Consider the following 22,592-nt stretch of genomic DNA (forward strand, 5'->3'; position numbering starts at 1 on the left):
TTTACCCGGTCCGTGAACCATCTGTTACCAATGAGTAAATATGTAATTTTGTGAAGAAACATGAAGATTTATGATAGAAATCCGTAGAATTTCTAAAGTTACTTTTTAGCTGATTTCCCCAACATTAGCTCTTTAATAAACTTAACAGGGGCACTGCCATAACTCAAAAATTTCTCGTTAAATTCCTTCACCGAATACTTGTCGCCCATCTTCTTTTTGTAAGCATCGCGCAGGTCTACTATCTCTTTATAACCTGTATAATAGCTGGTAAGCTGTACACTGCTTACACTCACACGTTTCCACTTTCCTTCGGCTTCGGCTTGTTGTTGAAAAGCTTCGCGGGTAAGCAACTTAATGGCTTGTTCCTTACTCATATTATTGCAATGCACGCTATAATCGAGTATGGTATTGCACACCGAGCGCAGGTTCCATTTATACCACATGAGGCGCATTTCGGGCTCATTGTTGCCGTAACCGGCATCCAGCATCATCTCTTCACTGTAAACGGCCCAGCCCTCTATCATTGCCCCATTTTGTAACACCGATTTAATAAGACTTGGCGTTTTGTTGGAATAAACTAACTGCGTATAATGCCCCGGTATAGCCTCATGAATGCATAAGATCTGCAGCAGGTACTGATTATATTCCCGCAGGTAACTCTCCGCACGTTCTGGTGCCCAGCCAGCTAAACTGCCTACGTTAAAATAGGTATTGCCACCCTTGTCATATGGTCCCGGCGAACTTACCGATGCTCCTGCTACGCCCGCCATGTAGGCAGGTTCCTTACGCACTATTAAGGGTTTGCTTGCATCCTGGGTCAGCAGATCTTTAGCTTTTACAAACTCAGTTAACTTAGGTATCAGCTTCTCAATAGCCGGTTGAAACTCTTCGGGTTTAACATGTTTTGTAGATAAGGTGTCTATTATTTTACCGATCAACTCTAACGAATCTTTAGGCATAGGTTGCTTACCAAAGTACTTGGGCCATAGCTGCTTGCTAAGCTTTCCCATCTCCTGGTGCAAAAACTTTTTACGTTCGGTTGCTGCATTAAACACTTGTTGTGCCGTAAATGCCGGCTGTATCTGATACTTAAATTTATCCTGGTACAATTCCTGTCCTAAGCGGAAACTCCTTGGTTTAGTACTTTTAATGTTGGTTAAAAAAGCAGTGAAACCCTTGATCGCATCAACCGATAATTTGGCACGTACAAGCATAAGTTTCTGTGTGGCTGCCGGTATCTTGCTTTTCTTGAGTGAGTCTTCAAAATCTTTATCAAATACGCCCAAACCGCCATTCAACTGATCGATAGTAAGGCTCGTGAGTTCGGGGACCGGATTTTTGACCTGCTTCTGCGCTTCTTTATAGTAGGCAGGTATGTTATTCATCTTTTCGTAGAAGTTCCGCAGGCGCTTATCTAAGGGGGCGTAATGTTCATTCAAAATGTAGGCAAAAGTGCCTATTACGTTGTAAGTATTAGGGTTCCACTCCCAGGCCTTGAGGGTTTGCAGGTTCCACTGCATTTCCTGCAACTCATTCTGGATAAGCTGGTAATCAATCTTTTTACTATCTGAAAGAATATTAGGATCGTAATGAAGCAGCGAATCTGTTTCAACCTTCGTAAAGCTGATCATCTTTTGACGCTGCGATTCGGAAGGCACCAGCAGCAAGCTATCATACTGATGATAACCGGTTTGCGTGGCACGGTCGGGTTCAAGTTTCCAAAGCGCTTCCAGGAAATGGTTGGTATAGCCGGTAAATGCTGCCTCGTCCTTATTCATTTCGGCCATGCCGCCGCCATCCTTTTTACAGGCAATAAGGAAGAGGGCCAGTACAACTATAGCTGATAATATTTTATTGATCACGTGTTAAGATGCTTGATGTAGATGCTATAAACCTACAAAATTACCCTCATAAATAGTAATTATCTGCAATATATGGAACCAAGCGACACTTGAACTGTTACTCAATAAAAGATAATTATGCCCAACAATAATCAGATACTAACCGACGAAATAACCCACCTCCTGAACGGTGGTAATGCTCATGCAAAACTTGACGATGCCCTGAATGGCCTGCCTGCCAACCAACGGGGCGAACGCCCCTACGACCTGCCGTACAGCATATGGCAACTGGTGGAGCACATCCGCATTGCACAATGGGATATGCTGGAGTTTAGCAAGGATGCCAGCCACCAATCGCCTAAATGGCCGGATGAATACTGGCCTAAAGAACCGACACCACCTAACGAAGCGGCCTGGAACGCAGCCATTCAACAAATTAAAAATGATTTAAATGAACTGATCGGGCTGGTAAAAACCGGTGATTTGTATACGCCCATACCACATGGCGAAGGCCAAACCCTGCTACGCGAAGCCCTGCAGGCGGCCGATCATACGGCTTATCATGTGGCCGAGATCATTGTATTAAGGCGATTACTGGGCAGTTGGAAAAATTCCTGAAATTTCAGGAAAGTTCCTGTAAATTATAAAAAAGCACAAAAAACCTCAAAAAATTAGAAATGAACTTTACGTCAAATTTTTGGAGTTAATTTGTCAGTTCCGGCGGTAAAAATTTATAGCGAACCAAAATCTTGAAAGTAAAAAAGGACACCTATTGAGTGTCCTTTTTTTGATTAAGTTTTTTGCTATTTTAAACTCTTGATGAAGTCTACCACGGCGGTAGTAAGTTCGGGTTTAATGGGAAGGTTGGGCTGGTTGTAGGTAGCCATGTTGGCCGCCGTGGCTGCCGGTGCTTCTTTGAGCACATAGTTCATACCAGTGATGGTTACCAACCTGGCGTCCGATTTCACTTTCTTCAACTTCTCTGCATCAGCTATGCTCACTTGCACGTCGTTAGTGCCCTGGATAATGAGTACGGGTATTTTCAGTTTCTTGATCTCCTTCATGGGGTCAAAACGCATCCAACTCATGAGGTAAGGCTGCACGCTTACCCGGGCCACGCTGTACAAGGCAGGGTCTACCTTGTCGTAAGTTTTTCCGCGGCGCATGCTATCGGTAATGGTTTTAAAGCCTTTGGTAATGTATTCGGGCTGAGATTTCAGTTGCTCGGTCATGATCTTATCGCCGGTCTGGCTTTCGCCTTCCACCGAAATAAAGCCGTTAACCGGCTGACCGGCCGAGGCCAACATACCCACCAGCGATCCTTCGCTGTGGCCTAAAATAATCACTTTAGAAAAACGCTCATCATCGTGCAACTGGGTAGTCAGTGCTACGGCATCATCCACGTAATCATCAAAGCGCAGTTTTGATTCTCGGGCGGCATTTACCGTTTCGCCTACCAGGCGTTTATCGTAACGTAAGGAGGCAATGCCATTTTTAGCCAGGGCTGCCGCCAGTAGCTTGTATGTATCGGGGCGCTGATTTAATTTGGGCTTATTACCGTCCCTGTCGGTTGGGCCAGACGATGCAATAATGAGCACGATGGGCACTTTACCGCCGGCTTGTGCGGGCAATGCCAAGGTACCCCGAATAACGCCGGATAGGGTTTTTAACTCAAAAGGGGTTTCGTTGGTAGAAGCGTCGGCCGTGGCCGTAGCAGGTTGCGCATCAGCTTTCAAGTTATCGAAAAGCAAACCACTGATCTTGCCGCCCGCGTTTAAGCTGATCTTCATGGCCAGGCTCGACTTTTGAAAATCGGCCTTATAAGTGGCCACACTGCTTTCCATGCTTTGATAAGTTGCCTTTTGCAAACCACCCAGCTGGGTTTGCAACTGCCCCAGCATTTCGCGGTTCTTTTGCAGCGGCATTTGTGTTTTCACTTCGGGGGCAAACATACCAAACACACTATCGGCTTGGTTACGGTTGTAGTAAAACATAAATTTGTTTAGCGCCTGGTGGTAAGCCGCAGGTTCTGACGCCTGTGCAAAAGCACTACTAAAACTTATGAGCAAGGTTAATATAGCGAGTATTCGTTTCATTCTAAATTATTTCGGTTGCAAATATAACGAAATATAGAAGCCCCTCCCAACCCTCCCCGGAAGGGAGGGCTTTAAAAAAACTTAACTACATGTCATAGGAGCGATAGCGACGTTGCAATCTCCAACGACAGGCGACTAAGCTTAAATAGATTGCCACGCCATCGCTCGCAATTGACACATGACCGGGAAAGCCCTCCCACCCGGGGAGGGTTTGGGAGGGGCTTATCCTGCATGCCCTGTTAAAGCACTTGCTATGATAATGCCTAATACCAACAGACTAATTGCCGTATAAAGCCAGTCTTTTTCTAATAAAAAACCAATTAATGAGAATAGTACCCTGATTACAGGGGTGGCAATGAGTAATATAATGCCAGCTTGTATAATGGCGCGGCCGCGCAGGGTGAGTATGCCGTTCCATATACCCGAGGGACTGTGCACAAAATCGGGTACGCCTACAAACTTGCTGTAACTGGCGGTTTCGCCGCTATGGCGGTACCAGTAAAAGCATCCGCCAATAAAAACAACCGACATAGAGATGATGACCCCTAAGCGCAGTACCCAGCCTATGATTTGCTGTATGTCTAAGTCGCTGATCTTTTTCATAAAGCCCCTCCCCAACCCTCCCCGGGAAGGGAGGGCTTATTTTTATTTTTATAATTTATAATAATACAACTTTGAATTAACCCCGCTGCTGTTCAAAAGCCCTCCCTCCCGGGGAGGGTTGGGTGGGGCTATATCCTATGATTTAACCCGTTATAGATCATTTGCCCTGCCAAAAAAGTGACGATAACTGCAAACACCCAACGCAAGCCTTTTGACGAGGAAGCTTTTACCAAAATTTTTGAACCGGTGAGTGCACCCAGCAACACCCCTATCACCACCGGCATAGATAAACCCGGGTCTATATAGCCGCGTTGCAGGTAAACCACAGCGCTGGCCGCGGCCGTTACGCCTATCATGAAGTTACTCGTGGTGGTAGATACCTTGAAAGGGATGCGCATAATACCATCCATAGCTACCACTTTTAACGCGCCCGAGCCTATGCCCAGCAAGCCCGATATAACGCCGGCAAACAGCATCATGAAAAAGCCGCCGCCTACGTTTTGCACACCATAACTTACGGTTTGATCGTTTACCGGGTAGCTACTGTTAAGCTTCAGTTTTTCGGCCCATTGGCTTTTGGGTGGATGAATCTGTTCCTTTTTAGGTTTTAACGACATGAAGGCCGAAAAGATAAGAATGACACCGAAGATAACTGCTATTACACTGGTTTGAATATGCAAAGCCAGCATGGCACCGGCCATGGCGCCAATGGTGGTGGCAATTTCGAGGAACATGCCTAAACGAATATTGGTAATACCTTCTTTAACATAAGCTGCTGCCGAACCTGAGGAAGTAGCAATAACTGAGATCAGGGATGCGCCAATGGCATAATGAATGTTAACGTTGAGCAGCAAGGTAAGCAGCGGTATAATTACCACTCCACCGCCCAGGCCGGTTAACGAGCCTACCAGCCCTGCTACGTACGAACCCGCCAAAACAATTAGTGTAAGTACAGCTACCGACATAGGCCCTCTTTTGTTTAAGGCGCTAAATTATTCAAATATCTTTTGGATGCGGTAGTTTTATAAAAAATGAAGTCGTGGAAAAGGTGTTAATGTAAACGCCGTAAGGGGTAACTAATTATGTTAACGAAATAGTTACCCCTTACGGCGTTTACAATATCAGGCACTGTTTGTACCTGTATCTATTATTTGCTCAAATATTCATGCAAATCGTTCAAAGCCTTTTCCCAGCCTTCCTGGTGAGGGTTTATCGACTCGTCATCTAAAAAGTTTTCCTGTACTACTTTTAGCTTACTGCCCTCGCCATCGGCAACAAACATAATGGTGAGTTCATGCTCGCTTGGTTTAACCACACCCTCGGGTACGGTCCAGTTCCAGCTATAGGCCAGGCGTTCGTTATCTTTAACCTCGTGGTATTCGCCGGTTATTACCAGCGCGGTCTTACCATCGCCGGCTTCAAACTCATATTTAAATTTACCGCCTTCTTTTACATCAAGCTCTACGTTAGTAAGCTTATGCTCCGACGGATGCCACCATTGCTTCAAATCATCAGGCGTTATCCACGCCTTATATAATTCTATTACGGGTACAGAAAAATCTTTCTCTGCACTTAACCTCGTTGCTGTATTTTCCATAGCGTAAAATTATTTTCTTTTAGCAATACATATTACATGCCAATAATGAAATGAGCATTCCATAAACTTAAATTTGAGTACTTTTGAAGTCTAATTAGCATCTACCATTCATGGGTTACCGTAGCTTACAATCTTGCATTGCCGATCTTGAAAAACATGGCCGCCTCATACGCATTAAAGAGGAAGTAGACCCTTATTTGCAAATGGCCGCCATACACCTCCGCGTGTATGAAAATGAAGGTCCGGCTATTTTATTTGAGAATGTAAAAGGAAGCCAGTTCCCGGCGGTGAGTAACCTGTTTGGTACACTGGATAGGTCACGTTTTATTTTCAGGGATACACTTGACAAGATCAAGACCCTGGTTGATTTAAAAACCGACCCCATGAAAGCGCTTAAACGGCCTTTTAGTTATGCTAATGTAGCCCTTACGGCCCTCTCGGCCCTGCCCATGAAAACCGGCAAAAGCGCCCCAATCAATTTTGGCCGCACGCAAATAAGCGCCCTGCCCCAGGTGGTAAACTGGCCTATGGATGGCGGCCCCTTTGTGACCATGCCGCAAGTGTATACCGAAGACGCCGACAAGCCGGGCATCATGAACGCCAACCTGGGCATGTACCGCATTCAACTGGGTGGCAATGAGTATGTAATGGACCAGGAAATTGGATTGCACTACCAGCTCCATAGAGGCATTGGCGTGCATCAAACTAAAGCTAATGCCAAAGGGCAGCCCCTTAAAGTGAGCATATTTGTTGGTGGCCCGCCATCGCACCCGGTAGCAGCCGTAATGCCGCTGCCCGAAGGTCTTTCAGAAATGACCTTTGCCGGGGCTTTGGGCAACCGCCGGTTCCGTTATTTTTATGATGCCGAAGGCTTTTGCATATCGGCCGATGCAGATTTTGTAATTACCGGCACCGTAATGCCGCACGAAAATAAGCCCGAAGGCCCCTTTGGCGACCATTTGGGTTATTACAGTTTGCAGCACCCTTTCCCGCTCATGAAGGTGCATAACGTGTATCACCGTAAAGATGCCGTATGGTCGTTCACGGTGGTGGGCCGCCCGCCGCAAGAGGATACCAGCTTTGGCGCATTGATCCACGACATTACAGGCTCCGCCCTGCCCTCAGAAATACCGGGCTTACATGCCGTTAATGCCGTTGATGCGGCCGGTGTGCACCCGTTATTGTTTGCCATAGGCAGCGAACGTTATACCCCGTATTTAAAAGAACGCCGCCCGCAAGAGATACTCACCATTGCCAATCATATTTTAGGCAAAAACCAGCTTAGCTTAGCTAAGTACTTGTTTATTGCAGCCAAAGAAGACGACCCTGCCTTAAACATTAATAATATTGAAGCATTTTTAAAGCACGTGCTGGAACGTGTTGACTTAACCCGCGACCTGCACTTCTACACCCGCACTACCATTGATACTTTAGATTACAGCGGCAGCAGCTTAAACAGCGGCAGCAAAGTAGCCATAGCTGTGGCAGGCGAAAATAAACGCGAATTATGGACCGAGTTACCGGCCAATTTTAGCTTACCACGCCCATTCAACATCTTTAAAATGGCAATGCCGGGTGTATTGGCTGTTGAGATTCCGCAGTTTATTCATGAAGATGACATTGCCGATGCTCTGATTATGCTGGATGATTATGTAAAAGATACCGACCTTACCGGGCTACCGCTAATGGTGTTGTGCGATGATGCAGGTTTTACTGCGCAAACCATCAATAACCTGGTTTGGGTAACCTTTACCCGCAGCAATCCATCGCATGATATTTACGGCATCCGCAGCTTTACCGAGCACAAGCACTGGGGCTGCCATGGTCCGCTCATTATTAACGCCCGTAAAAAACCGCACCATGCGCCTGAATTGGTTAAAGACCCGGCGGTGGAGAAGTTTGTGGATAAAATGGGTGAAAAGGGTGGTAGTTTGTATGGGGTGATATAAAACTCCGTTGTCAGTATTTGGAAGAACTGGTTAAGCGGCGAATGCTTCGACAAGTTCAGCATGACACATGCGAAAGTAAAAGTAGCTAACCGTGTCAGTCTGAGCTAGTCGAAGACTTAGCAAAGCGGCAAATGCCAAGTTTGTACTTTCAAATTAGTCTGTGCCCTTTTAGGATTGGGACGTGCTTTGCCTCACGGCAGTGGATGCTACTTTTCTTTTATACAAAAGAAAAGTAACCAAAAGAAACTTAGCGAAGCGATCTCATGAACACCAAAAACAAATAATTGTGAATAAACTTGCGGCTACGTTTATTTGCTACTTGATGCTGTGGTTCTATTAGGGCTTGTGCTAACCGCAAAACACTGATGCCGCGGAAAAAAGAATTTGGGTAGTGCTCTTTGTCTTAGAATAACTTTATACCGCCCGTACAGGCGTCCACGCCTGTACGTATTCTGGTGTAAGCGTCCACGCTTACGTTACCGCAATCAGTTTCGCAAGCGTAGACGCTTGCCCAAAAAGCATTCAGGCGTGGACGCCTGAATGGGCGATTTGAATTGAAAATTGATAACTTTTAAACCAAAAACGTCATTGCGAGGTACGAAGCAATCTCTTCAAGATAGGTAAGCCGTCGACTTTTCTACGCAGGGATTGCTTCGTACCTCGCAATGACGTATAGAAGCTTAAAAATACAGAAAGCCGATTCATGTGAACCGGCTTTCTGTATTTTATTCTTCTTTTTTCTTTTCTTTAACAATCACGAACACATCCTCGTTTGCTTTTTTCATGAGGTATCTTTCACGGGCAAATTTTTCGAGTTTGGCCGGATTGGAAGTCAATTCGTCAAGTTCTTTGCTTACCTGGGCAGTTTCTTTGGTGTAAAAGTCGCGTTCCTGCTCCAGCTTGTTCAATTGCTGGCGCTGCTCATACTGGCTGTACAGATCATTTTTGTCGAAAAACAACATCCAGACAATAAATACTACGGTTACCAGGAAAAACTTATTCTTAAGCAAGTCTACGGCGCGTTTCATATTCGGAACTGATTTGAAATTCATCATAAATGTATGCGGAATTATTGAATTTGACAAAGTCTCAAATTAACTTTTTGGGGCCGGTTTGCCCGAGCCTGATGACCTGCGGTTACCGCCGCCACCACTACCACCGCCAAAGCTGCGCCTGTTGCCGCCGCCGCTATTGCGACTGCCATCACTCGAACGGCCATTACGACTACCACCGCTACCTTGGTTTTTCATTTCTTCCTTAATACGGTCAACGCTGTTCATCTGCTTCATGGGGTAAGGATGCGCATCGTTTACCGGAATGGAAACAGCGATCAATTTCTGAATATCCTTCAAAAACTCTCTTTCCTCATGGTCGCAAAACGAAAACGCAATGCCGCTGGCACCAGCGCGGCCTGTACGGCCAATACGGTGTACGTAGGTTTCGGGCACGTTAGGTAACTCGTAGTTAATTACGTGAGTCAAATCATCCACATCAATACCACGGGCGGCAATATCGGTAGCTACCAATATACGGGTAGTACGGTTCTTAAAGTTGCTTAAAGCACGCTGACGTGCATTTTGCGATTTATTACCGTGTATAGCTTCGGCAGTGATGCCTTCGCGGATGAGGTCTTTAACCACCTTATCGGCACCATGCTTGGTACGGGTAAATACCAGGGCAGTTTTAATGTTTTTATCTTTCAGAATGTGGGTCAGCAGATTTCTCTTTTCGCCTTTATCCACAAAATACATTTCCTGCTGTATAGTTTCGGCGGTTGATGATACCGGGGTAACTTCTACCTTTTCGGGCTTGTTCAAAATGGTATCGGCCAGTTGCTGGATTTCTTTAGGCATGGTAGCCGAAAAGAACAGCGTTTGACGTTTTTGCGGTACTTTGGCAATTACTTTTTTAACATCGTGCACAAAGCCCATATCCAGCATACGGTCGGCCTCGTCTAATACCAAAAACTTAACCTGGTCAAGGTGAACATATTTTTGGTTCATCAAATCGAGCAAACGACCGGGGGTAGCTACCAAAATATCAACACCACGGCGCAGTGCTTCAGTTTGAGGGTTTTGCGATACACCACCGAAAATTACCAGATGCTTTAAACCGGTATGACGGCCGTAAGCTGCCAAACTTTCATCGATCTGGATGGCCAGTTCGCGGGTTGGGGTTAAAATAAGTGCCTTAATAGTTTTTTGCTCTTTATGCTGAGCACGCTCATTGTAAAGGATCTGTAATAAGGGGATAGAAAATGCCGCAGTTTTACCAGTACCGGTTTGCGCGCATCCTAACAGATCTTTACGATCTAATATGATAGGGATTGATTGTTCCTGTATAGGGGTGGGTTGAGTATATCCCTCGGTTTTTAGCGCTTTAAGGATAGGCTCAATTAAATTTAAATCTTGAAATAACATGTAATGTAACTAACGTATATGTAAAGCTGTACGGACTGCACAGTATTATGATGAGTTTAGCAACCCGCGATTAATTATGCGGATTGGTAGCACAAAGATACGTTTTATTTAGATACAAAAAAAGCAGGCGTTTTAGGCCTGCTTTTTTGCTAATTCTTTTTCTCGAACTGATAGATGGAATCCATCCCCGTGCTGTCGCTTGCGTTTACCTTTAAATCGGTAATAAGCCCGGTATCAAGTGCATATACCCAACCATGCACGTGCAGTTCCTGGCTACGTGCCCAGGCACCTTGCACGATGGTGGTTTTGCATAGATTGTTAACACCTTCTATCACGTTGAACTCAACCATGCGGTCAAATTTTGTTTTTTCGTCGGTTATGGCATCCAACTCGGGCGCATGTTTTTGGTAAACATCTTTAATGGCGCGCAACCAGTTGTCAATTAAGCCAAACTGTTTGTTACCCATGGCAGCCTGCACCCCACCACAGCCATAGTGGCCAACAACAATTACGTGTTTTACTTTAAGCACGTTTACTGCATAATCGAGTACCGATAGCAGGTTAAGATCGGTATGCACAACTACGTTGGCAATGTTACGGTGTACAAATATTTCGCCGGGGTTGGTGCGGGTAATTCTATCGGCAGGTACACGGCTATCGGCACAGCCAATCCATAATACGGGAGGCGTTTGGCCGTTAGCCAGCTTTGTAAAAAACTGAGGATCTTCCTGAAGTGCTTCTTCAACAAATTTCTGGTTACCCTCCAACAGGCTTTCGTAGCTAATGTGGCTGGTATCGTGAAGTTCTAAATTACTTGGCTTATTGTCCATAAGTGACTGTTTTGGTTACTAAAAATTAAATATAGAATATTTATTCAGCAGCAAGAACTAAACACTAAAAAGCCTGGATTGTTCCGGCTTTATAATATAGCTCTGCCAGTGTTTTCTGGTAGCCCGAAATCATGCTTTCGAGCTTTATACGCATATCAATTAACTTGGTTTCCCGGCTGTTGATCAGGAACAGCGTACTTTCGCCCAATTCAAATTTCTGGTTCTCGCCCTGTAACAGCAAGTTTTGATTTTTAACGCTCTGCAACTGTACGGTTAGCTGCGACTCGTAAGCCTGTAAGTCGTTATAGGAGGTGCGGATGTTGTTACTGACTTCGCGGCCCGATTGCTGCAGATCGAAATCAATTTCCTGCCGCTTGATCCTCACTTCGCGGAGCTTTCCACGTTCGGCACGTAAAAAGAGCGGGAACGCAAACTCCAGCCCTATTTTATGATTGTTCCAGTTGAAATCGTAATTATCGGGCACGTTGCTCACCAATGATCTACGGCTGGACAGCAACGAGCCGCTGATGTTGATCTTAGGTTTGAGCATTTCCTGGCGATATGCCCTTTCAACATCAAGCTGGCTGCCCTTGGTACGCAGTTTTACCAGTTCGGGGTGCTGTTGTGCGGCCCGGCTCACCAATGTATCCAACGCTAATTTGCCCACATGCTCCACATTACCATTTAACCTTTGCGGAATGGCATCTTCCGGCAGCTCAAGAGGGTTGCCCTGATCGTTCCATAAATGGTTAGAGAGAATGAGACGCGCATTTTGCAACTCCACCTTATTTTTTTCGAATTGTATCAGGCGTTCCTGTACCGTAACATAAGCCTCAACCGAATCGATAGACGCCTTATCACCAATAATGGTTTGCGTACTTACCGCCTTAAAACGGCGCTGTGCAAGCTCAACACCTTCGCGGGTTAAAACCAGTTGGCGATAGGCATAATACCAGCTCCAGTAATCTTTGGCAATGGCATACCATGTGCTGTTAATTTGCTTCACCATTTCGGCCTCGGCATACTGCACCATAATTTTCGACTGCCGCAACGTGCTGCGCCTGGCATCAATAATTAAACCCTGACCAAGCGGTATACTCAAGCCCACACCCGTTAAGCCCGATAGGCTGGTATGGGTTTCGGGGTTGGTATAATAGCCTACATTACGGTCGTAACCAACCTTAAGATCGGCACCAGCCAGCCACAGGGGCACTTTGAGTTCGCTGGTCCAGTGGTTATAATATTCGGAGCCGCCAAATAGCTTACGCCCAAAGTTAGCTTTCAAGTTAGGATCAAAATACCCTAATGATTGTAGCACATTGGCGCGGGCAGCATCGGTTAGCAAAGCGGCCTGCTTTATAATGGGATGATATTTGAACACCATCATCTGCAAATCTTCAAGCGCAAAAACCTTAGCCGTATCGGCGATAGGCTTGTTCTGTGCATTTGCTGTATTTAAGCAAACATATAGTAACCAGAACAGGGCACCTATATGATAGCGAAATTTCTGTTTCTTCATATATAAATTCTGTTCTTGTACTATTTCTTATCTTTTTCCTTGTCTTTATCGGTATCAGGCTCTTTCTCCAAACTTGGCGGAAAACCGTTTAACTGACGCCATATTTCGTACCATACGGGCACACTGCGCAGAATAATGCGGCCGTAAACGCCCGACCCCTGGCGCAGCTGCGTAGGCCATGGCTCATCTTTTTTAGGCGTTGGCGTTTCCTGCTTAACCAGCAAACGGTACTTGCCGCCCGAACTGCTTACCTTATCAATGGCAAACACACGGCCTGCAAACGTACCCACCGCTACCGATGGCCAGCCCGAAAACTGGATGGAAGGCCAACCCTCAAACTGCAGCCTTACGGTGCTGGTATCTAAAACCAGCGGTACATCCATGGCGCTTATGTAAATTTCGGCGGCTACCAGTGGTTCTTTGGGTTGCAGGGTGGCTACGGCCTCACCTTCTTTAATGGTTTCGCCTATACCGGCCTTGAGCGTTTTTACCACGAAGCCGCTTTGCGGAGCTCGCACTACATAAAGACCCCGCCTGAATGATACGTTGGCAATATCGTTGCGCAGTTTGGCAATTTCGCCCTGTACGCTTGCACGCCCGGAAACGGCCGAACCAAGGTCTGATTGTGCCTTAGCTAAAGTTTCCTGGTATTTAGCCTGAATATTATCAAGCTCGATACGGGCGTTAATTAATCCCTGCACCGAGTTATTCAATTTATTTTGCTGCCCTACTACCTTGGCCCGGTCTTCCTGCAACTTAAGCCTGCGGGTTTCAATATCGGTTAGGGAAAATAAGCCGTTACGGTAACCGGCTTCGTAACGGGCTAACCGTGCTTTGCTGGTTTCATAAAAGTTTTTGACGGCAACCAGGTCGGCGCTATCAATATCCACGTAGTTTTTTGCCTGCTGCACCTTATTTTTTGCCGCATTCAGCTGAAAGCGTAAACCATTGGCAAGCGCCTGTATTTGTGCATTGGTGGCTACTATTTTTTGCGCAGCGGCGGTTTCGCTACCGCGCTTGGCATTAAGCTGCTCGTTCAACCGCGTGGGCAATTCGGGGTCAAAGTAAGACTGGCTGGTTTCTGACAGTACCAGTATGGTATCACCCTTTTTCACTTCCTGCCCTTCGCGCACGGCCCAATGCTCAATACGCCCGCCAATTTGATTTTGCACGTTTTGCGGGCGGTCTTGCGGCCTTAAGGCGGTAACCGTGCCACGGCCCGGTATGGTTTGTCGCCATGGCAGTAACAGTATAATAATAAATACAATGAGTACGCCTAACAGCATGCGGCCCAGTAAGCGTGCTCCTTTGGCAGGTAATATCTTTTTAGCAGATTCTACAGAGAGCTGCTCCCAATTTTCGAGCTGCTCTAAAAATTTAGGTTCCTTCTTATTCATGTTTGTGCTCCTGATCATCTAATTCTAAATCGGTTACTACAGCCAGTTTTTCGGCACCGGTGGCCATATCAAATACGGTGTTCATGTTGGTCATCAGTTTTTCGATAGCGTAACTGATCTGCACAATAATTACCTCGGCAGCCACAAACTGACCGAAAGACATTTGACGCAACACCACAAAATAAGACCCTAACAATAAGAGGCCGCCCATAAGCAGGGTGCGTATGGCTACCCCACTGGCAAAAAAGCGTTTAAGTATAGAGAAGTGACCGTTACGTGCATCGAGGTATTTGGCAGTAAGTTCGTCGGTTTTTTGAATGATCTCTTCCCGCTTTTCGCCACTTTGGCGGTAAGGCTCCAAATCGGCAGCTACTTGCTCTAAGTAAGCTACCACCTCGTATTTGTATTCAGATTCTTCGATGCTGGTATCAACCCCCGGCTTAAAATACAACCATAAAATAAGGATGATAGAAAGGATAACCAGTATACCAAAGGCGATAAAGAACGGGTGATAGAACGATAGTAAGATGGCACTGAAGAATATTTGTACCGCCGCCGCTACAATATCAACCAGTAGTTTGGTTAATCCTTTTTGAATGGTAAGGATATCAAAAAAGCGGTTAACCAGTTCGGGGGGGTGCTCCCCTTCTAAGGCTTGCCTTTTAATGCGTGGCAGCCTGAAAGCAAATTCTAAAGCAGTTTTGGCAAATATCTTTTGCTCCACAACTTCTACTAAAGAGAGTTGGCCTATAAGCAGTAACCCGCCTATAACAATGCCCAGTAATATTACCGCAATAAGTACATAGGTAGAACTGTATAAGGCACCGTTTGAGAGCAGGTTGAATACGGCAGTGGTACCAAGGGGCAGTGTGAGGCCTATAAGCCCGATAAGCCCTGCATAAATAAATATATAATTGATGGTTGAACGCTCGTAATGCAAAATACGAACAAGTCTTTGCCAGGGGGTAAACGTTTCTTTCTGGTGGTGATTTTTCATTTCTAATATTTCGTGGATCTGCGCTGCGGATATGGTGAAGCCTGGCCTGCGTAAACAGGCGGAGCTTTTTCACCATGACTAACCATATGGCCGGCCTGGTAATTCATATCATCCTAAATTTTAATGTTGGCCTTCCTGCGGCAAAAGCTGTTTAGGTGGCCAACAATTGTTTAAGCCATGGGGCAGTTATACGATATACGCGGCAATCAAATAAATGCTTCGTTTGTAAGCGTAGATGTAGCATCAACTCACAAAAGTTGATTACCATGCGTTTTAGTACAACAGGTAAGAAGAGTTTAAAGGCATCCGATAGTTCGCGTTAATGCATATAAAGGCATTAAGCTCCCACTTTAATGGCGACAGCAAAAGCTGCCTATCTTTTTAAAGAAAATACGGTGGCTTTAAACTATACGGCTATCCGGAGGCGGGGTAGGCACCGAAAAGTAGTGAACGGGCTGGTAAAGCTCGTGATTGATGCAACGTATTTTAGCTTTTTGCACAAATACAGGTACCTGCACGGGGTGGTATGTCCATTGAATATCCTCGTCGAAAAACTTTTTATCCTTACCGGCATCCTTATCAGGATCGTCTTTTTCGTTCTTGGTTTCCTGCTCCAACTGCATAATTGCAGCGTTAACAGTTTTATTATTCATGGCTAAAAACACAGGCGCTACCGAGATGATCATCTTCGAGATAAAGATCATCATGAACAGTATACATACAAATATTTTATTTGCCCTGATTTTCATTTAGCTGCAATGATAAAACTTTTTTAGTAGATAAAATTCGCATTTTGCCATAAATTACAAAGGTTTAACAAATTCTAACGCAAAATTAATATTGGATAACCTGCATATAGAACAAATAAGACCCGAGCTAACCTGGCGATTGCGCCAGGAGGTTTTGTACCCATCCGAACCACTTTATGCTATGAAAATGGATGAAGACAGCCATGGGCTTCACTTCGGTGCATTTTATAACGAGCGGTTGGTGAGTGTGGTTTCATTATTTCAAACCGGTAACAGTTTTCAGTTCAGGAAGTTTGCGGTATTGCCAAATATGCAAGGGAAAGGCGTGGGGAAAGCGTTGCTGCAATACATCATTGGCTTTGCCAAAGTGCAGGGCGGCCAGCGTATATGGTGCAATGCGCGGTCTACCGCTGTAAAGTTTTACCAGAAAGCCGGCTTTGTAACCACCGGTCAAACTTTTTCTAAACAGGGCTTCGATTATGAGATTTTCGAATTACTGCTAACGTAAAAGAGCCGGTAAGTTCCCACACAAACCGGCTCTGCTAAACTATTAACTACTAAAAATTTACTCAGCACAAAACAACATAGTTGATATGAACTTTATATTAACACATTAATAAGTTTAAGCCTTCTGAAATCTTTAGGAGCGTGAAGACATTAATTATAAGTTCATAGTGCATTCCCTTAAGGGTAGCATTTGGGAGGGGCATTGCTTTTTATATATTTGCTACCAGTACTTTATAAGTTTAGAAATAAAAAATGACCGAAAATAATAACGAAAATAAGCCACAACACATTTCTGTGGTTAACGAAACATCGCTTTCATTCTTCGAAAAATACATTAACAACCCCTCGCCTACCGGTTTTGAGTGGAAAGGCCAGGAACTTTGGCTTGAATATTTAAAGCCATACATCGACACGCACTATGTAGACAACTACGGTACCGCTGTGGGTATTATTAACCCGGAGGCCGAGTACAAGGTAGTAATTGAGGCTCATGCCGATGAGATTTCATGGTTCGTAAATTATATTACCAGCGATGGTTTAATTTATGTGATCCGCAACGGCGGGTCTGACCACCAGATTGCCCCCTCTAAAAAAGTAAACATTCATACCGATAACGGCATTGTAAAGGCAGTATTTGGCTGGCCGGCCATCCATACCCGCCAGGGCGGCGAAAAAGAAGAAGCCCCTACCCTGAAAAACATTTTCCTGGATTGCGGCTGTATATCTAAAGAAGAGGTGGAAGCCATGGGCATACATGTTGGCTGCGTAATTACTTATGAAGATGAGTTTTCGGTACTGAACAACCGCTACTACATGGGCCGTGCCTTAGATAACCGTGCCGGAGGTTTCATGATTGCCGAGGTAGCACGTATGTTAAAGGAGAACAACGTTACCCTGCCTTTTGGCTTATACATTGTGAACGCCGTACAGGAAGAAATTGGCTTGCGCGGTGCTGAAATGATAGCCCACAAAATAAAACCGCACGTGGCCATCGTGACCGATGTTACCCACGATACGCAAACGCCGATGATTAACAAGATTACACAAGGCGACCTGGCTTGTGGGCGCGGACCTGTTATTTCTTATGCGCCTGCCGTGCAAAACAATTTAAATAAGTTGCTGATAGAATCGGCCCAGAAGGCAGCCATACCTTTTCAGCGCCAGGCCTCATCGCGCTCAACAGGTACCGATACCGATGCCTTTGCTTACTCAAACGATGGCGTGCCTTCGGCCCTGATATCGTTGCCACTGCGTTATATGCATACTACGGTAGAACTTATCCATAAGGAAGATGTGGATAACGTGATCAGGCTTATTTATGAAACTTTGTTGAATATTGAAGCCGGACAGGATTTTCGCTATATCAAATAAATAAACAATAAAATTAACACATTTATAATACGTATTTTAAGCCTTAAAAGGCATATTTAATTATATTTACACCACTATGAAACCTACATTATTAATATTGGCCGCAGGTATGGCCAGCCGCTATGGCAGCATGAAACAGGTTGATGGCTTTGGCCCAAATGGCGAAACCATTATTGATTACTCAATTTACGATGCCATTAAAGCTGGTTTCGGTAAGGTAAGCTTCATCATCCGCGAAGAATTTTTAGATTCTTTTAAAGCTATTTTTGAGCCTAAGCTGGCCGGCCGTATTGAAACTGATTATGTGTTTCAAAGCTATGACCTTACCCAGTTTGGTATCGACAAAACTATTGAGCGTGCTAAACCATGGGGTACTGCCCACGCAGTATTAGCTGCACGTAACCAAATTAATGAGCCTTTTTGCGTAATTAACGCTGATGACTTTTACGGTTACGAAGCATTTGAAAAAATGGCCGAGTTTTTAACCACCGAAGTAGCCGATGATAATTACTCATTAATGGGTTACCAGGTAGACCGTACGCTTTCTGACTATGGTTCGGTATCGCGCGGTGTATGTAAGGTAGAAGACGGTAACATGGTTGAAATTAACGAGCGTACCGAAGTTTACTTTAAAGACGGCGATGTATTTTATAAAGATGGTACCGGCGAACACCAGTTACCTAACGATACCCGCGTATCTATGAATTTCTGGGGCTTTACGCCGGCAGTATTTAAACAAAGCGAAGATATGTTCAAACGTTTTGTTGATGCTAATGAGACCAACCCTAAAGCCGAATTCTTTATTCCTTTAGTGGCCGATGAGCTGATCAAATCGGGTACTGCCAAGTTCAAAGTGATCCCGACCGGTAATAAATGGTTTGGTGTTACTTATAAAGAAGATAAGCCCATTGTACAAGCCAGCATTTCTGAACTGGTAGAGAATGGTACTTATCCTGCCAACTTGTGGTCATAGTTGCCTAACCGCATAAGCATAAAAAAACCGCTTCAAATGGAGCGGTTTTTTTTATGCTTATGTTTATCGTTTAAAGCTGAACATTGTTAGTTGCATTGTCTTGCGAAGCAGTTCCCTCAAATTTACTTTCGCAGGCAAACCCAAACAGGCAGCGTTCTTTGATCATGGTGGCCACTTCATCAGGTACGAATTCCTCCCATCCCGGTGCACCTTCCTTAATTAATTGCATTACTCTATCGGTTTGTACATGCAGGTTTTTCTCGCTGTAATCTTTAATATCGGCTACCTTGTCATTTACGATAAGATACTCAAACAGGTCTATTAAGTGTTTGGGCGGGGTAAACTTTAGCCCTGTTAATATTTCACCGTTGTGATAGGTTGGGTAAATAAAAAGCTTCACCTTACGGCTAAACAAAGTGGCAAACGATTCGAGGATACCACCCGGTAGGTCGGTGTAATGCTCTTCGGTAAATATGTATTCTAAGTTAGGGTAACCCACTACTACGCCCATTTTCAACTTAGTGATCTTAGACAGGTAGGCCACCAGCTTATAGTACTCATGAAAATTTGAAATGAGCACCGTTTGCCCAAGCGAGCACAAGATGTCTACCCTATCGAGAAAGTCCTTTTCATCAATCTCAGCGGTCAGGTCGGCATTCCTTTCTTTTAAGGCTTGAAGGGTAAGTTCGGTAACTACCTCAACCTTGGTTTTATCAACGTCGGGTTCCTGTAAAAACTGCTCAACACCCCGGTTAAGCATATCCAAATGCACATTGATCAACGGGCGGAACCGACCGCGCACTACCACGATATGCTTTTTGTATAAAATTTCTGACGGCTGGATGTTCTTACCATCTGGCCCGAATAAAGCAGCATCTGAGAAACCATATTTAACGAGGTGCAGGCTCATGAGGCGGTTATCCACCTTATCAAAACCCGGCCCTTCAAAGCGGATCATATCTATCTGGATCCTGTCGCGCGACAAGTTATCCATCAAGGAAAGCAGGAATACCGGCGGCACATGGTTATAATAAAAACAGGCATACATAAGGTTAACCCCTAAAATACCCACAGCCTCCTGCTGCTGATAGTTCTCGTTATCGAGCAGTTTTACGTGCACTACCACATCGTGCGATACGCCGTTGGGCTCCAGTTGAAAACGAACGCCCATCCATCCGTGACCTTCATTGGTCTTATGATAGTTAAGGGCCGAGAAAGTACCCGAGAAAGCAAAAAAAGTGGTTTTATCTCCGCGTTGCTGGGACAGCCGCTCTAATATAAGCCCGTACTCATGATCGAGCATAGAGATCAGGCGCTGTTCGCTCACGTAACGTTTAACCTGCTGTGAGCCGTAAATGGCATCAGAAAAAGTCATATCGTAAGCCGACATGGTTTTGGCAACCGTGCCTGCCGCTGCCCCTGCTTTAAAAAAGTGAGCTGCAACGTCCTGCCCGGCGCCAATTTCGGCAAACGAACCATAAATTTTTGGATCAAGATTTATAGCAAGCGCTTTTTGCTTTGTACCTATATCTTTGTTGTGAATATTATTCATGAAATATTATTCTTCGTATAAAAACTAACCCAAAAATGAAGCCTAAAATTGTTTCACAGGCTAAATTATCACTGCGACAATTTAAGACCATGAATGGGTATTAATTACAATTATCAGGAGCCGCTAAGTTAAACATTAACCACCACCTGTGCGTGTAAAAGTTACACTATTGTATATAACACGGACCGTTTTACGCTTCAAGGGTTTAACAAAGCAGCCGTTTATTTGTTACAAAGTAAGTAGCCAAACAGGTTGCTCATGGCATATACCGGTTAAATGGCTCAAACACGCAAAAAACAATGGCAAAAGGTACTCCTCGTTATATCGGGTATAGTTGCCGTGCTGCTGGTGTTAGGCTTTTTGCTGATCAATTCTATTGTTACGCCCATTCTTTCTAAAAAGTTAAAGAGCGCGGTCTTAAAAGGTAGCGACAGTTTGTATCATATAAACTTTAGCAAAGCCGAACTGCATCTCATCAGCGGCAAAGCCGAACTTTTCGATATTACCCTGACGCCCGACAGCCAGGTTTACGAACAGATGAAACAGCAGGGGAAAAATCCGGGCTATGTGTTCAAATTGCGGGTTAAGCGTTTGCTGATCTCCGATGCGCACCCCTTCAAATTATATTTTAAGAAAGAATTACAAATAGGCCTGATTACCCTCAACAATCCCGAGGTGCAAGTAAGCAAGTATGCCCAAAAGCCCGACACCACTAAAAAAGATGAGCGCACACTTTACCAAAAGCTATCAAAAAGCCTCAAGTATATCAATGTAGGCATTATTGCTCTGAATAACGTTCGGCTTACTTATAAAGACTATACAGGTAAAAAGCCCGCCGTTTACACACTAAGGAACATGGGCCTGAAAGCAACCGACCTGCTTATAGATTCGGCTACGCAAACCGATACCTCACGGACCTTGTATTGTAAAGACATTACCACCCAGCTAAATAACTTTAGCGGCACAAGCAAAACCGGCTTATACAAGTACGCCGTAAAATCGGTTAAATTATCTACCCAAACCGCTAAGCTAACCGTTACAGGTATCGATCTGCAGCCGCTCGCTTCAAAAACCTTTTTTGCCCAAAGTAAAGACGACCGCTTTATGCTGCATCTGGACAGTTTAGAACTACATGGTTTCGATTTTCAAACCTTTGGTAAGCAGCAAGACATTGATGCAAAAAAGGTAATTGCAAGTAAAGGTAGCTTCGAGGTTTACAGCAACCCCAATCCCCCCATTTTAACTGCCGACAGGCTGGTTACGTTTCCGCATTGGCTCATTAGGCAGGTGAAAACCGGCATCAATGCAGATACGGTACAAGTTAAAAACATCAAGGTTACTTACAAGGAGTACAACAAAAAGATAGCTAAAACCGGTGCCATTTGGTTCACTAATACCACGGGCCGTTTTTATAACATTACCAATAAAAAAGACCGGCTTAAAAAAAACAACATTTGCACGGCTAAGCTTAGCACCTATTTCATGCAAACAGGCAAACTAAGCCTGACTTTCCACTTTAATTTGAACGATGCCACCTATAACTATAGCTACCAGGGCCACCTTGGGCCAATGGATATGCAGGCGGCTAATCCGGCGGTAATGCCGCTGGGTATGGTCAGGGTAGATTCGGGCAAAGTAAAAGGTCTCGACTTTGACATTCACAGCACGCAGAAAACATCAACGGGTAAGGTTACTTTTTTATATAATGACCTTAAAGTGAGTATGCTTAAACCCGGCGCCAATCAATCTTATCAGAAAAAAACATTGCTTTCTTTATTTGCCAACGGCTTGGTCATCAAAAGTAACAACCCCGATAAAGCCGGTACTGCGCCGCGCGTCGCCAATGTTGTGTTTGTACGTCCGGCTAACTACCCGTTTTTTCAAACCGTGTGGAACACACTACTAAGCGGTATTAAAAAATGTGCCCTGGGTAAAGCCGAGCCCAAGGATGCTAAAAAACCGTTGACTGATAAAGAAAAAAAGAAGCAGGAAAAGGAACTAAAAAAGGCGCGAAAGAAAAAAGAGAAAGAAGAAAAGGAACATCAAAAAAAGCTGGAAGAGCAAGCCGAAAAGAAAAAGAAGAACGATTGACAGTTTACTGTAAATAATGAATACGGGTTTTAAAACCAACGTATCATACCTGCTGTTGTTACCTAAAGAAAGTTATATCTTTACCCCATTAAATACATAG

General features: G+C 44.7%; 19 protein-coding genes. 6 read left to right on the forward strand and 13 right to left on the reverse strand.

Annotated features, from left to right (window positions below):
* Positions 1-98: 98 nt before the first annotated feature.
* Positions 99-1,862, reverse strand: a complete 1,764-nt coding sequence (locus IEV61_RS12480) for a DUF885 domain-containing protein (RefSeq protein ID WP_229747125.1) — start codon at positions 1,860-1,862, stop codon at positions 99-101.
* A 117-nt stretch (positions 1,863-1,979) separates the two neighbouring features.
* Here IEV61_RS12480 and IEV61_RS12485 point away from each other — a divergent pair, with 117 nt between their 5' ends.
* Entirely contained in the window at positions 1,980-2,459 is a 480-nt protein-coding gene (locus IEV61_RS12485) for a DinB family protein (protein WP_188417142.1), read from the forward strand.
* Between the two features lie 185 nt (positions 2,460-2,644).
* Here IEV61_RS12485 and IEV61_RS12490 read toward each other — a convergent pair whose 3' ends face one another.
* The 4 genes from IEV61_RS12490 to IEV61_RS12505 form a co-directional block, all read right to left on the reverse strand.
* Positions 2,645-3,937, reverse strand: coding sequence for an alpha/beta fold hydrolase (locus IEV61_RS12490; RefSeq protein ID WP_188417144.1), 1,293 nt, complete (start codon positions 3,935-3,937; stop codon positions 2,645-2,647).
* Positions 3,938-4,159: 222 nt separating this feature from the next.
* On the reverse strand, positions 4,160-4,540 hold the full coding sequence (locus IEV61_RS12495) for a DUF1634 domain-containing protein (RefSeq protein ID WP_188417146.1): 381 nt from the start codon (positions 4,538-4,540) through the stop codon (positions 4,160-4,162).
* A 128-nt stretch (positions 4,541-4,668) separates the two neighbouring features.
* Positions 4,669-5,505, reverse strand: a complete 837-nt coding sequence (locus IEV61_RS12500; RefSeq protein ID WP_188417148.1) for a sulfite exporter TauE/SafE family protein — start codon at positions 5,503-5,505, stop codon at positions 4,669-4,671.
* Between the two features lie 182 nt (positions 5,506-5,687).
* On the reverse strand, positions 5,688-6,137 hold the full coding sequence (locus tag IEV61_RS12505; protein WP_188417150.1) for an SRPBCC family protein: 450 nt from the start codon (positions 6,135-6,137) through the stop codon (positions 5,688-5,690).
* A gap of 110 nt (positions 6,138-6,247) precedes the next feature.
* Here IEV61_RS12505 and IEV61_RS12510 point away from each other — a divergent pair, with 110 nt between their 5' ends.
* Positions 6,248-8,086, forward strand: coding sequence for a UbiD family decarboxylase (locus IEV61_RS12510; protein ID WP_188417152.1), 1,839 nt, complete (start codon positions 6,248-6,250; stop codon positions 8,084-8,086).
* 725 nt (positions 8,087-8,811) lie between these two features.
* Here IEV61_RS12510 and IEV61_RS12515 read toward each other — a convergent pair.
* The 7 genes from IEV61_RS12515 to IEV61_RS12545 all read right to left on the reverse strand — a co-directional run bounded on the left by IEV61_RS12515 (position 8,812) and on the right by IEV61_RS12545 (position 15,956).
* The gene (locus tag IEV61_RS12515) at positions 8,812-9,141 is read right to left on the reverse strand and encodes an FtsB family cell division protein (RefSeq protein WP_229747126.1); all 330 of its coding nucleotides are present in this window, start codon (positions 9,139-9,141) and stop codon (positions 8,812-8,814) included.
* Between the two features lie 39 nt (positions 9,142-9,180).
* Positions 9,181-10,506: a DEAD/DEAH box helicase gene (locus tag IEV61_RS12520; RefSeq protein ID WP_188417154.1), complete on the reverse strand. Its 1,326-nt coding sequence runs from the start codon at positions 10,504-10,506 to the stop codon at positions 9,181-9,183.
* 149 nt (positions 10,507-10,655) lie between these two features.
* Complete coding sequence (gene can / locus IEV61_RS12525; RefSeq protein ID WP_188417156.1) at positions 10,656-11,336, reverse strand: carbonate dehydratase; 681 nt, start codon at positions 11,334-11,336, stop codon at positions 10,656-10,658.
* Between the two features lie 64 nt (positions 11,337-11,400).
* Positions 11,401-12,855, reverse strand: coding sequence for a TolC family protein (locus IEV61_RS12530; RefSeq protein ID WP_188417158.1), 1,455 nt, complete (start codon positions 12,853-12,855; stop codon positions 11,401-11,403).
* Positions 12,856-12,875: 20 nt separating this feature from the next.
* Entirely contained in the window at positions 12,876-14,252 is a 1,377-nt protein-coding gene (locus tag IEV61_RS12535) for an HlyD family secretion protein (protein ID WP_188417160.1), read from the reverse strand.
* Positions 14,245-15,249, reverse strand: a complete 1,005-nt coding sequence (locus IEV61_RS12540; protein ID WP_188417162.1) for an ATP-binding cassette domain-containing protein — start codon at positions 15,247-15,249, stop codon at positions 14,245-14,247. Before IEV61_RS12540 ends, IEV61_RS12535 begins: the two co-directional genes overlap by 8 nt.
* Before the next feature lie 401 nt (positions 15,250-15,650).
* Positions 15,651-15,956, reverse strand: coding sequence for a hypothetical protein (locus tag IEV61_RS12545; RefSeq protein ID WP_188417164.1), 306 nt, complete (start codon positions 15,954-15,956; stop codon positions 15,651-15,653).
* Positions 15,957-16,089: 133 nt separating this feature from the next.
* On the opposite strand from IEV61_RS12545, the gene IEV61_RS12550 reads away from it, so the two are divergent.
* The 3 genes from IEV61_RS12550 to IEV61_RS12560 all read left to right on the forward strand — a co-directional run bounded on the left by IEV61_RS12550 (position 16,090) and on the right by IEV61_RS12560 (position 18,849).
* Complete coding sequence (locus tag IEV61_RS12550; protein WP_229747127.1) at positions 16,090-16,506, forward strand: GNAT family N-acetyltransferase; 417 nt, start codon at positions 16,090-16,092, stop codon at positions 16,504-16,506.
* Positions 16,507-16,757: 251 nt separating this feature from the next.
* Positions 16,758-17,876 (forward strand): M42 family metallopeptidase, encoded by a 1,119-nt coding sequence (locus tag IEV61_RS12555; protein ID WP_188417167.1) that lies wholly within the window; start codon positions 16,758-16,760, stop codon positions 17,874-17,876.
* 76 nt (positions 17,877-17,952) lie between these two features.
* On the forward strand, positions 17,953-18,849 hold the full coding sequence (locus IEV61_RS12560; protein ID WP_188417169.1) for a nucleotidyltransferase family protein: 897 nt from the start codon (positions 17,953-17,955) through the stop codon (positions 18,847-18,849).
* A gap of 70 nt (positions 18,850-18,919) precedes the next feature.
* Here IEV61_RS12560 and IEV61_RS12565 read toward each other — a convergent pair whose 3' ends face one another.
* Positions 18,920-20,401 (reverse strand): TonB-dependent receptor, encoded by a 1,482-nt coding sequence (locus tag IEV61_RS12565; RefSeq protein ID WP_188417171.1) that lies wholly within the window; start codon positions 20,399-20,401, stop codon positions 18,920-18,922.
* A 276-nt stretch (positions 20,402-20,677) separates the two neighbouring features.
* Between IEV61_RS12565 and IEV61_RS12570 the strand changes: the two genes are divergently transcribed.
* Complete coding sequence (locus tag IEV61_RS12570; protein ID WP_188417173.1) at positions 20,678-22,492, forward strand: hypothetical protein; 1,815 nt, start codon at positions 20,678-20,680, stop codon at positions 22,490-22,492.
* Positions 22,493-22,592: the final 100 nt, after the last annotated feature.

The sequence above is a fragment of the Mucilaginibacter galii genome (assembly GCF_014635825.1).
Classification (GTDB): domain Bacteria; phylum Bacteroidota; class Bacteroidia; order Sphingobacteriales; family Sphingobacteriaceae; genus Mucilaginibacter; species Mucilaginibacter galii.

Excerpts from the sequence above, each read along its gene's own strand:
- IEV61_RS12485 (WP_188417142.1), top strand. The coding sequence starts at position 1,980 with ATGCCCAACAATAATCAGATACTAACCGACGAAATAACCCACCTCCTG.
- IEV61_RS12490 (WP_188417144.1), bottom strand. The coding sequence starts at position 3,937 with ATGAAACGAATACTCGCTATATTAACCTTGCTCATAAGTTTTAGTAGT.
- IEV61_RS12495 (WP_188417146.1), bottom strand. The coding sequence starts at position 4,540 with ATGAAAAAGATCAGCGACTTAGACATACAGCAAATCATAGGCTGGGTA.
- IEV61_RS12500 (WP_188417148.1), bottom strand. The coding sequence starts at position 5,505 with ATGTCGGTAGCTGTACTTACACTAATTGTTTTGGCGGGTTCGTACGTA.
- IEV61_RS12505 (WP_188417150.1), bottom strand. The coding sequence starts at position 6,137 with ATGGAAAATACAGCAACGAGGTTAAGTGCAGAGAAAGATTTTTCTGTA.
- IEV61_RS12510 (WP_188417152.1), top strand. The coding sequence starts at position 6,248 with ATGGGTTACCGTAGCTTACAATCTTGCATTGCCGATCTTGAAAAACAT.
- IEV61_RS12515 (WP_229747126.1), bottom strand. The coding sequence starts at position 9,141 with ATGATGAATTTCAAATCAGTTCCGAATATGAAACGCGCCGTAGACTTG.
- IEV61_RS12520 (WP_188417154.1), bottom strand. The coding sequence starts at position 10,506 with ATGTTATTTCAAGATTTAAATTTAATTGAGCCTATCCTTAAAGCGCTA.
- can (WP_188417156.1), bottom strand. The coding sequence starts at position 11,336 with ATGGACAATAAGCCAAGTAATTTAGAACTTCACGATACCAGCCACATT.
- IEV61_RS12530 (WP_188417158.1), bottom strand. The coding sequence starts at position 12,855 with ATGAAGAAACAGAAATTTCGCTATCATATAGGTGCCCTGTTCTGGTTA.
- IEV61_RS12535 (WP_188417160.1), bottom strand. The coding sequence starts at position 14,252 with ATGAATAAGAAGGAACCTAAATTTTTAGAGCAGCTCGAAAATTGGGAG.
- IEV61_RS12540 (WP_188417162.1), bottom strand. The coding sequence starts at position 15,249 with ATGAAAAATCACCACCAGAAAGAAACGTTTACCCCCTGGCAAAGACTT.
- IEV61_RS12545 (WP_188417164.1), bottom strand. The coding sequence starts at position 15,956 with ATGATGATCTTTATCTCGAAGATGATCATCTCGGTAGCGCCTGTGTTT.
- IEV61_RS12555 (WP_188417167.1), top strand. The coding sequence starts at position 16,758 with ATGACCGAAAATAATAACGAAAATAAGCCACAACACATTTCTGTGGTT.
- IEV61_RS12560 (WP_188417169.1), top strand. The coding sequence starts at position 17,953 with ATGAAACCTACATTATTAATATTGGCCGCAGGTATGGCCAGCCGCTAT.
- IEV61_RS12565 (WP_188417171.1), bottom strand. The coding sequence starts at position 20,401 with ATGAATAATATTCACAACAAAGATATAGGTACAAAGCAAAAAGCGCTT.
- IEV61_RS12570 (WP_188417173.1), top strand. The coding sequence starts at position 20,678 with ATGGCTCAAACACGCAAAAAACAATGGCAAAAGGTACTCCTCGTTATA.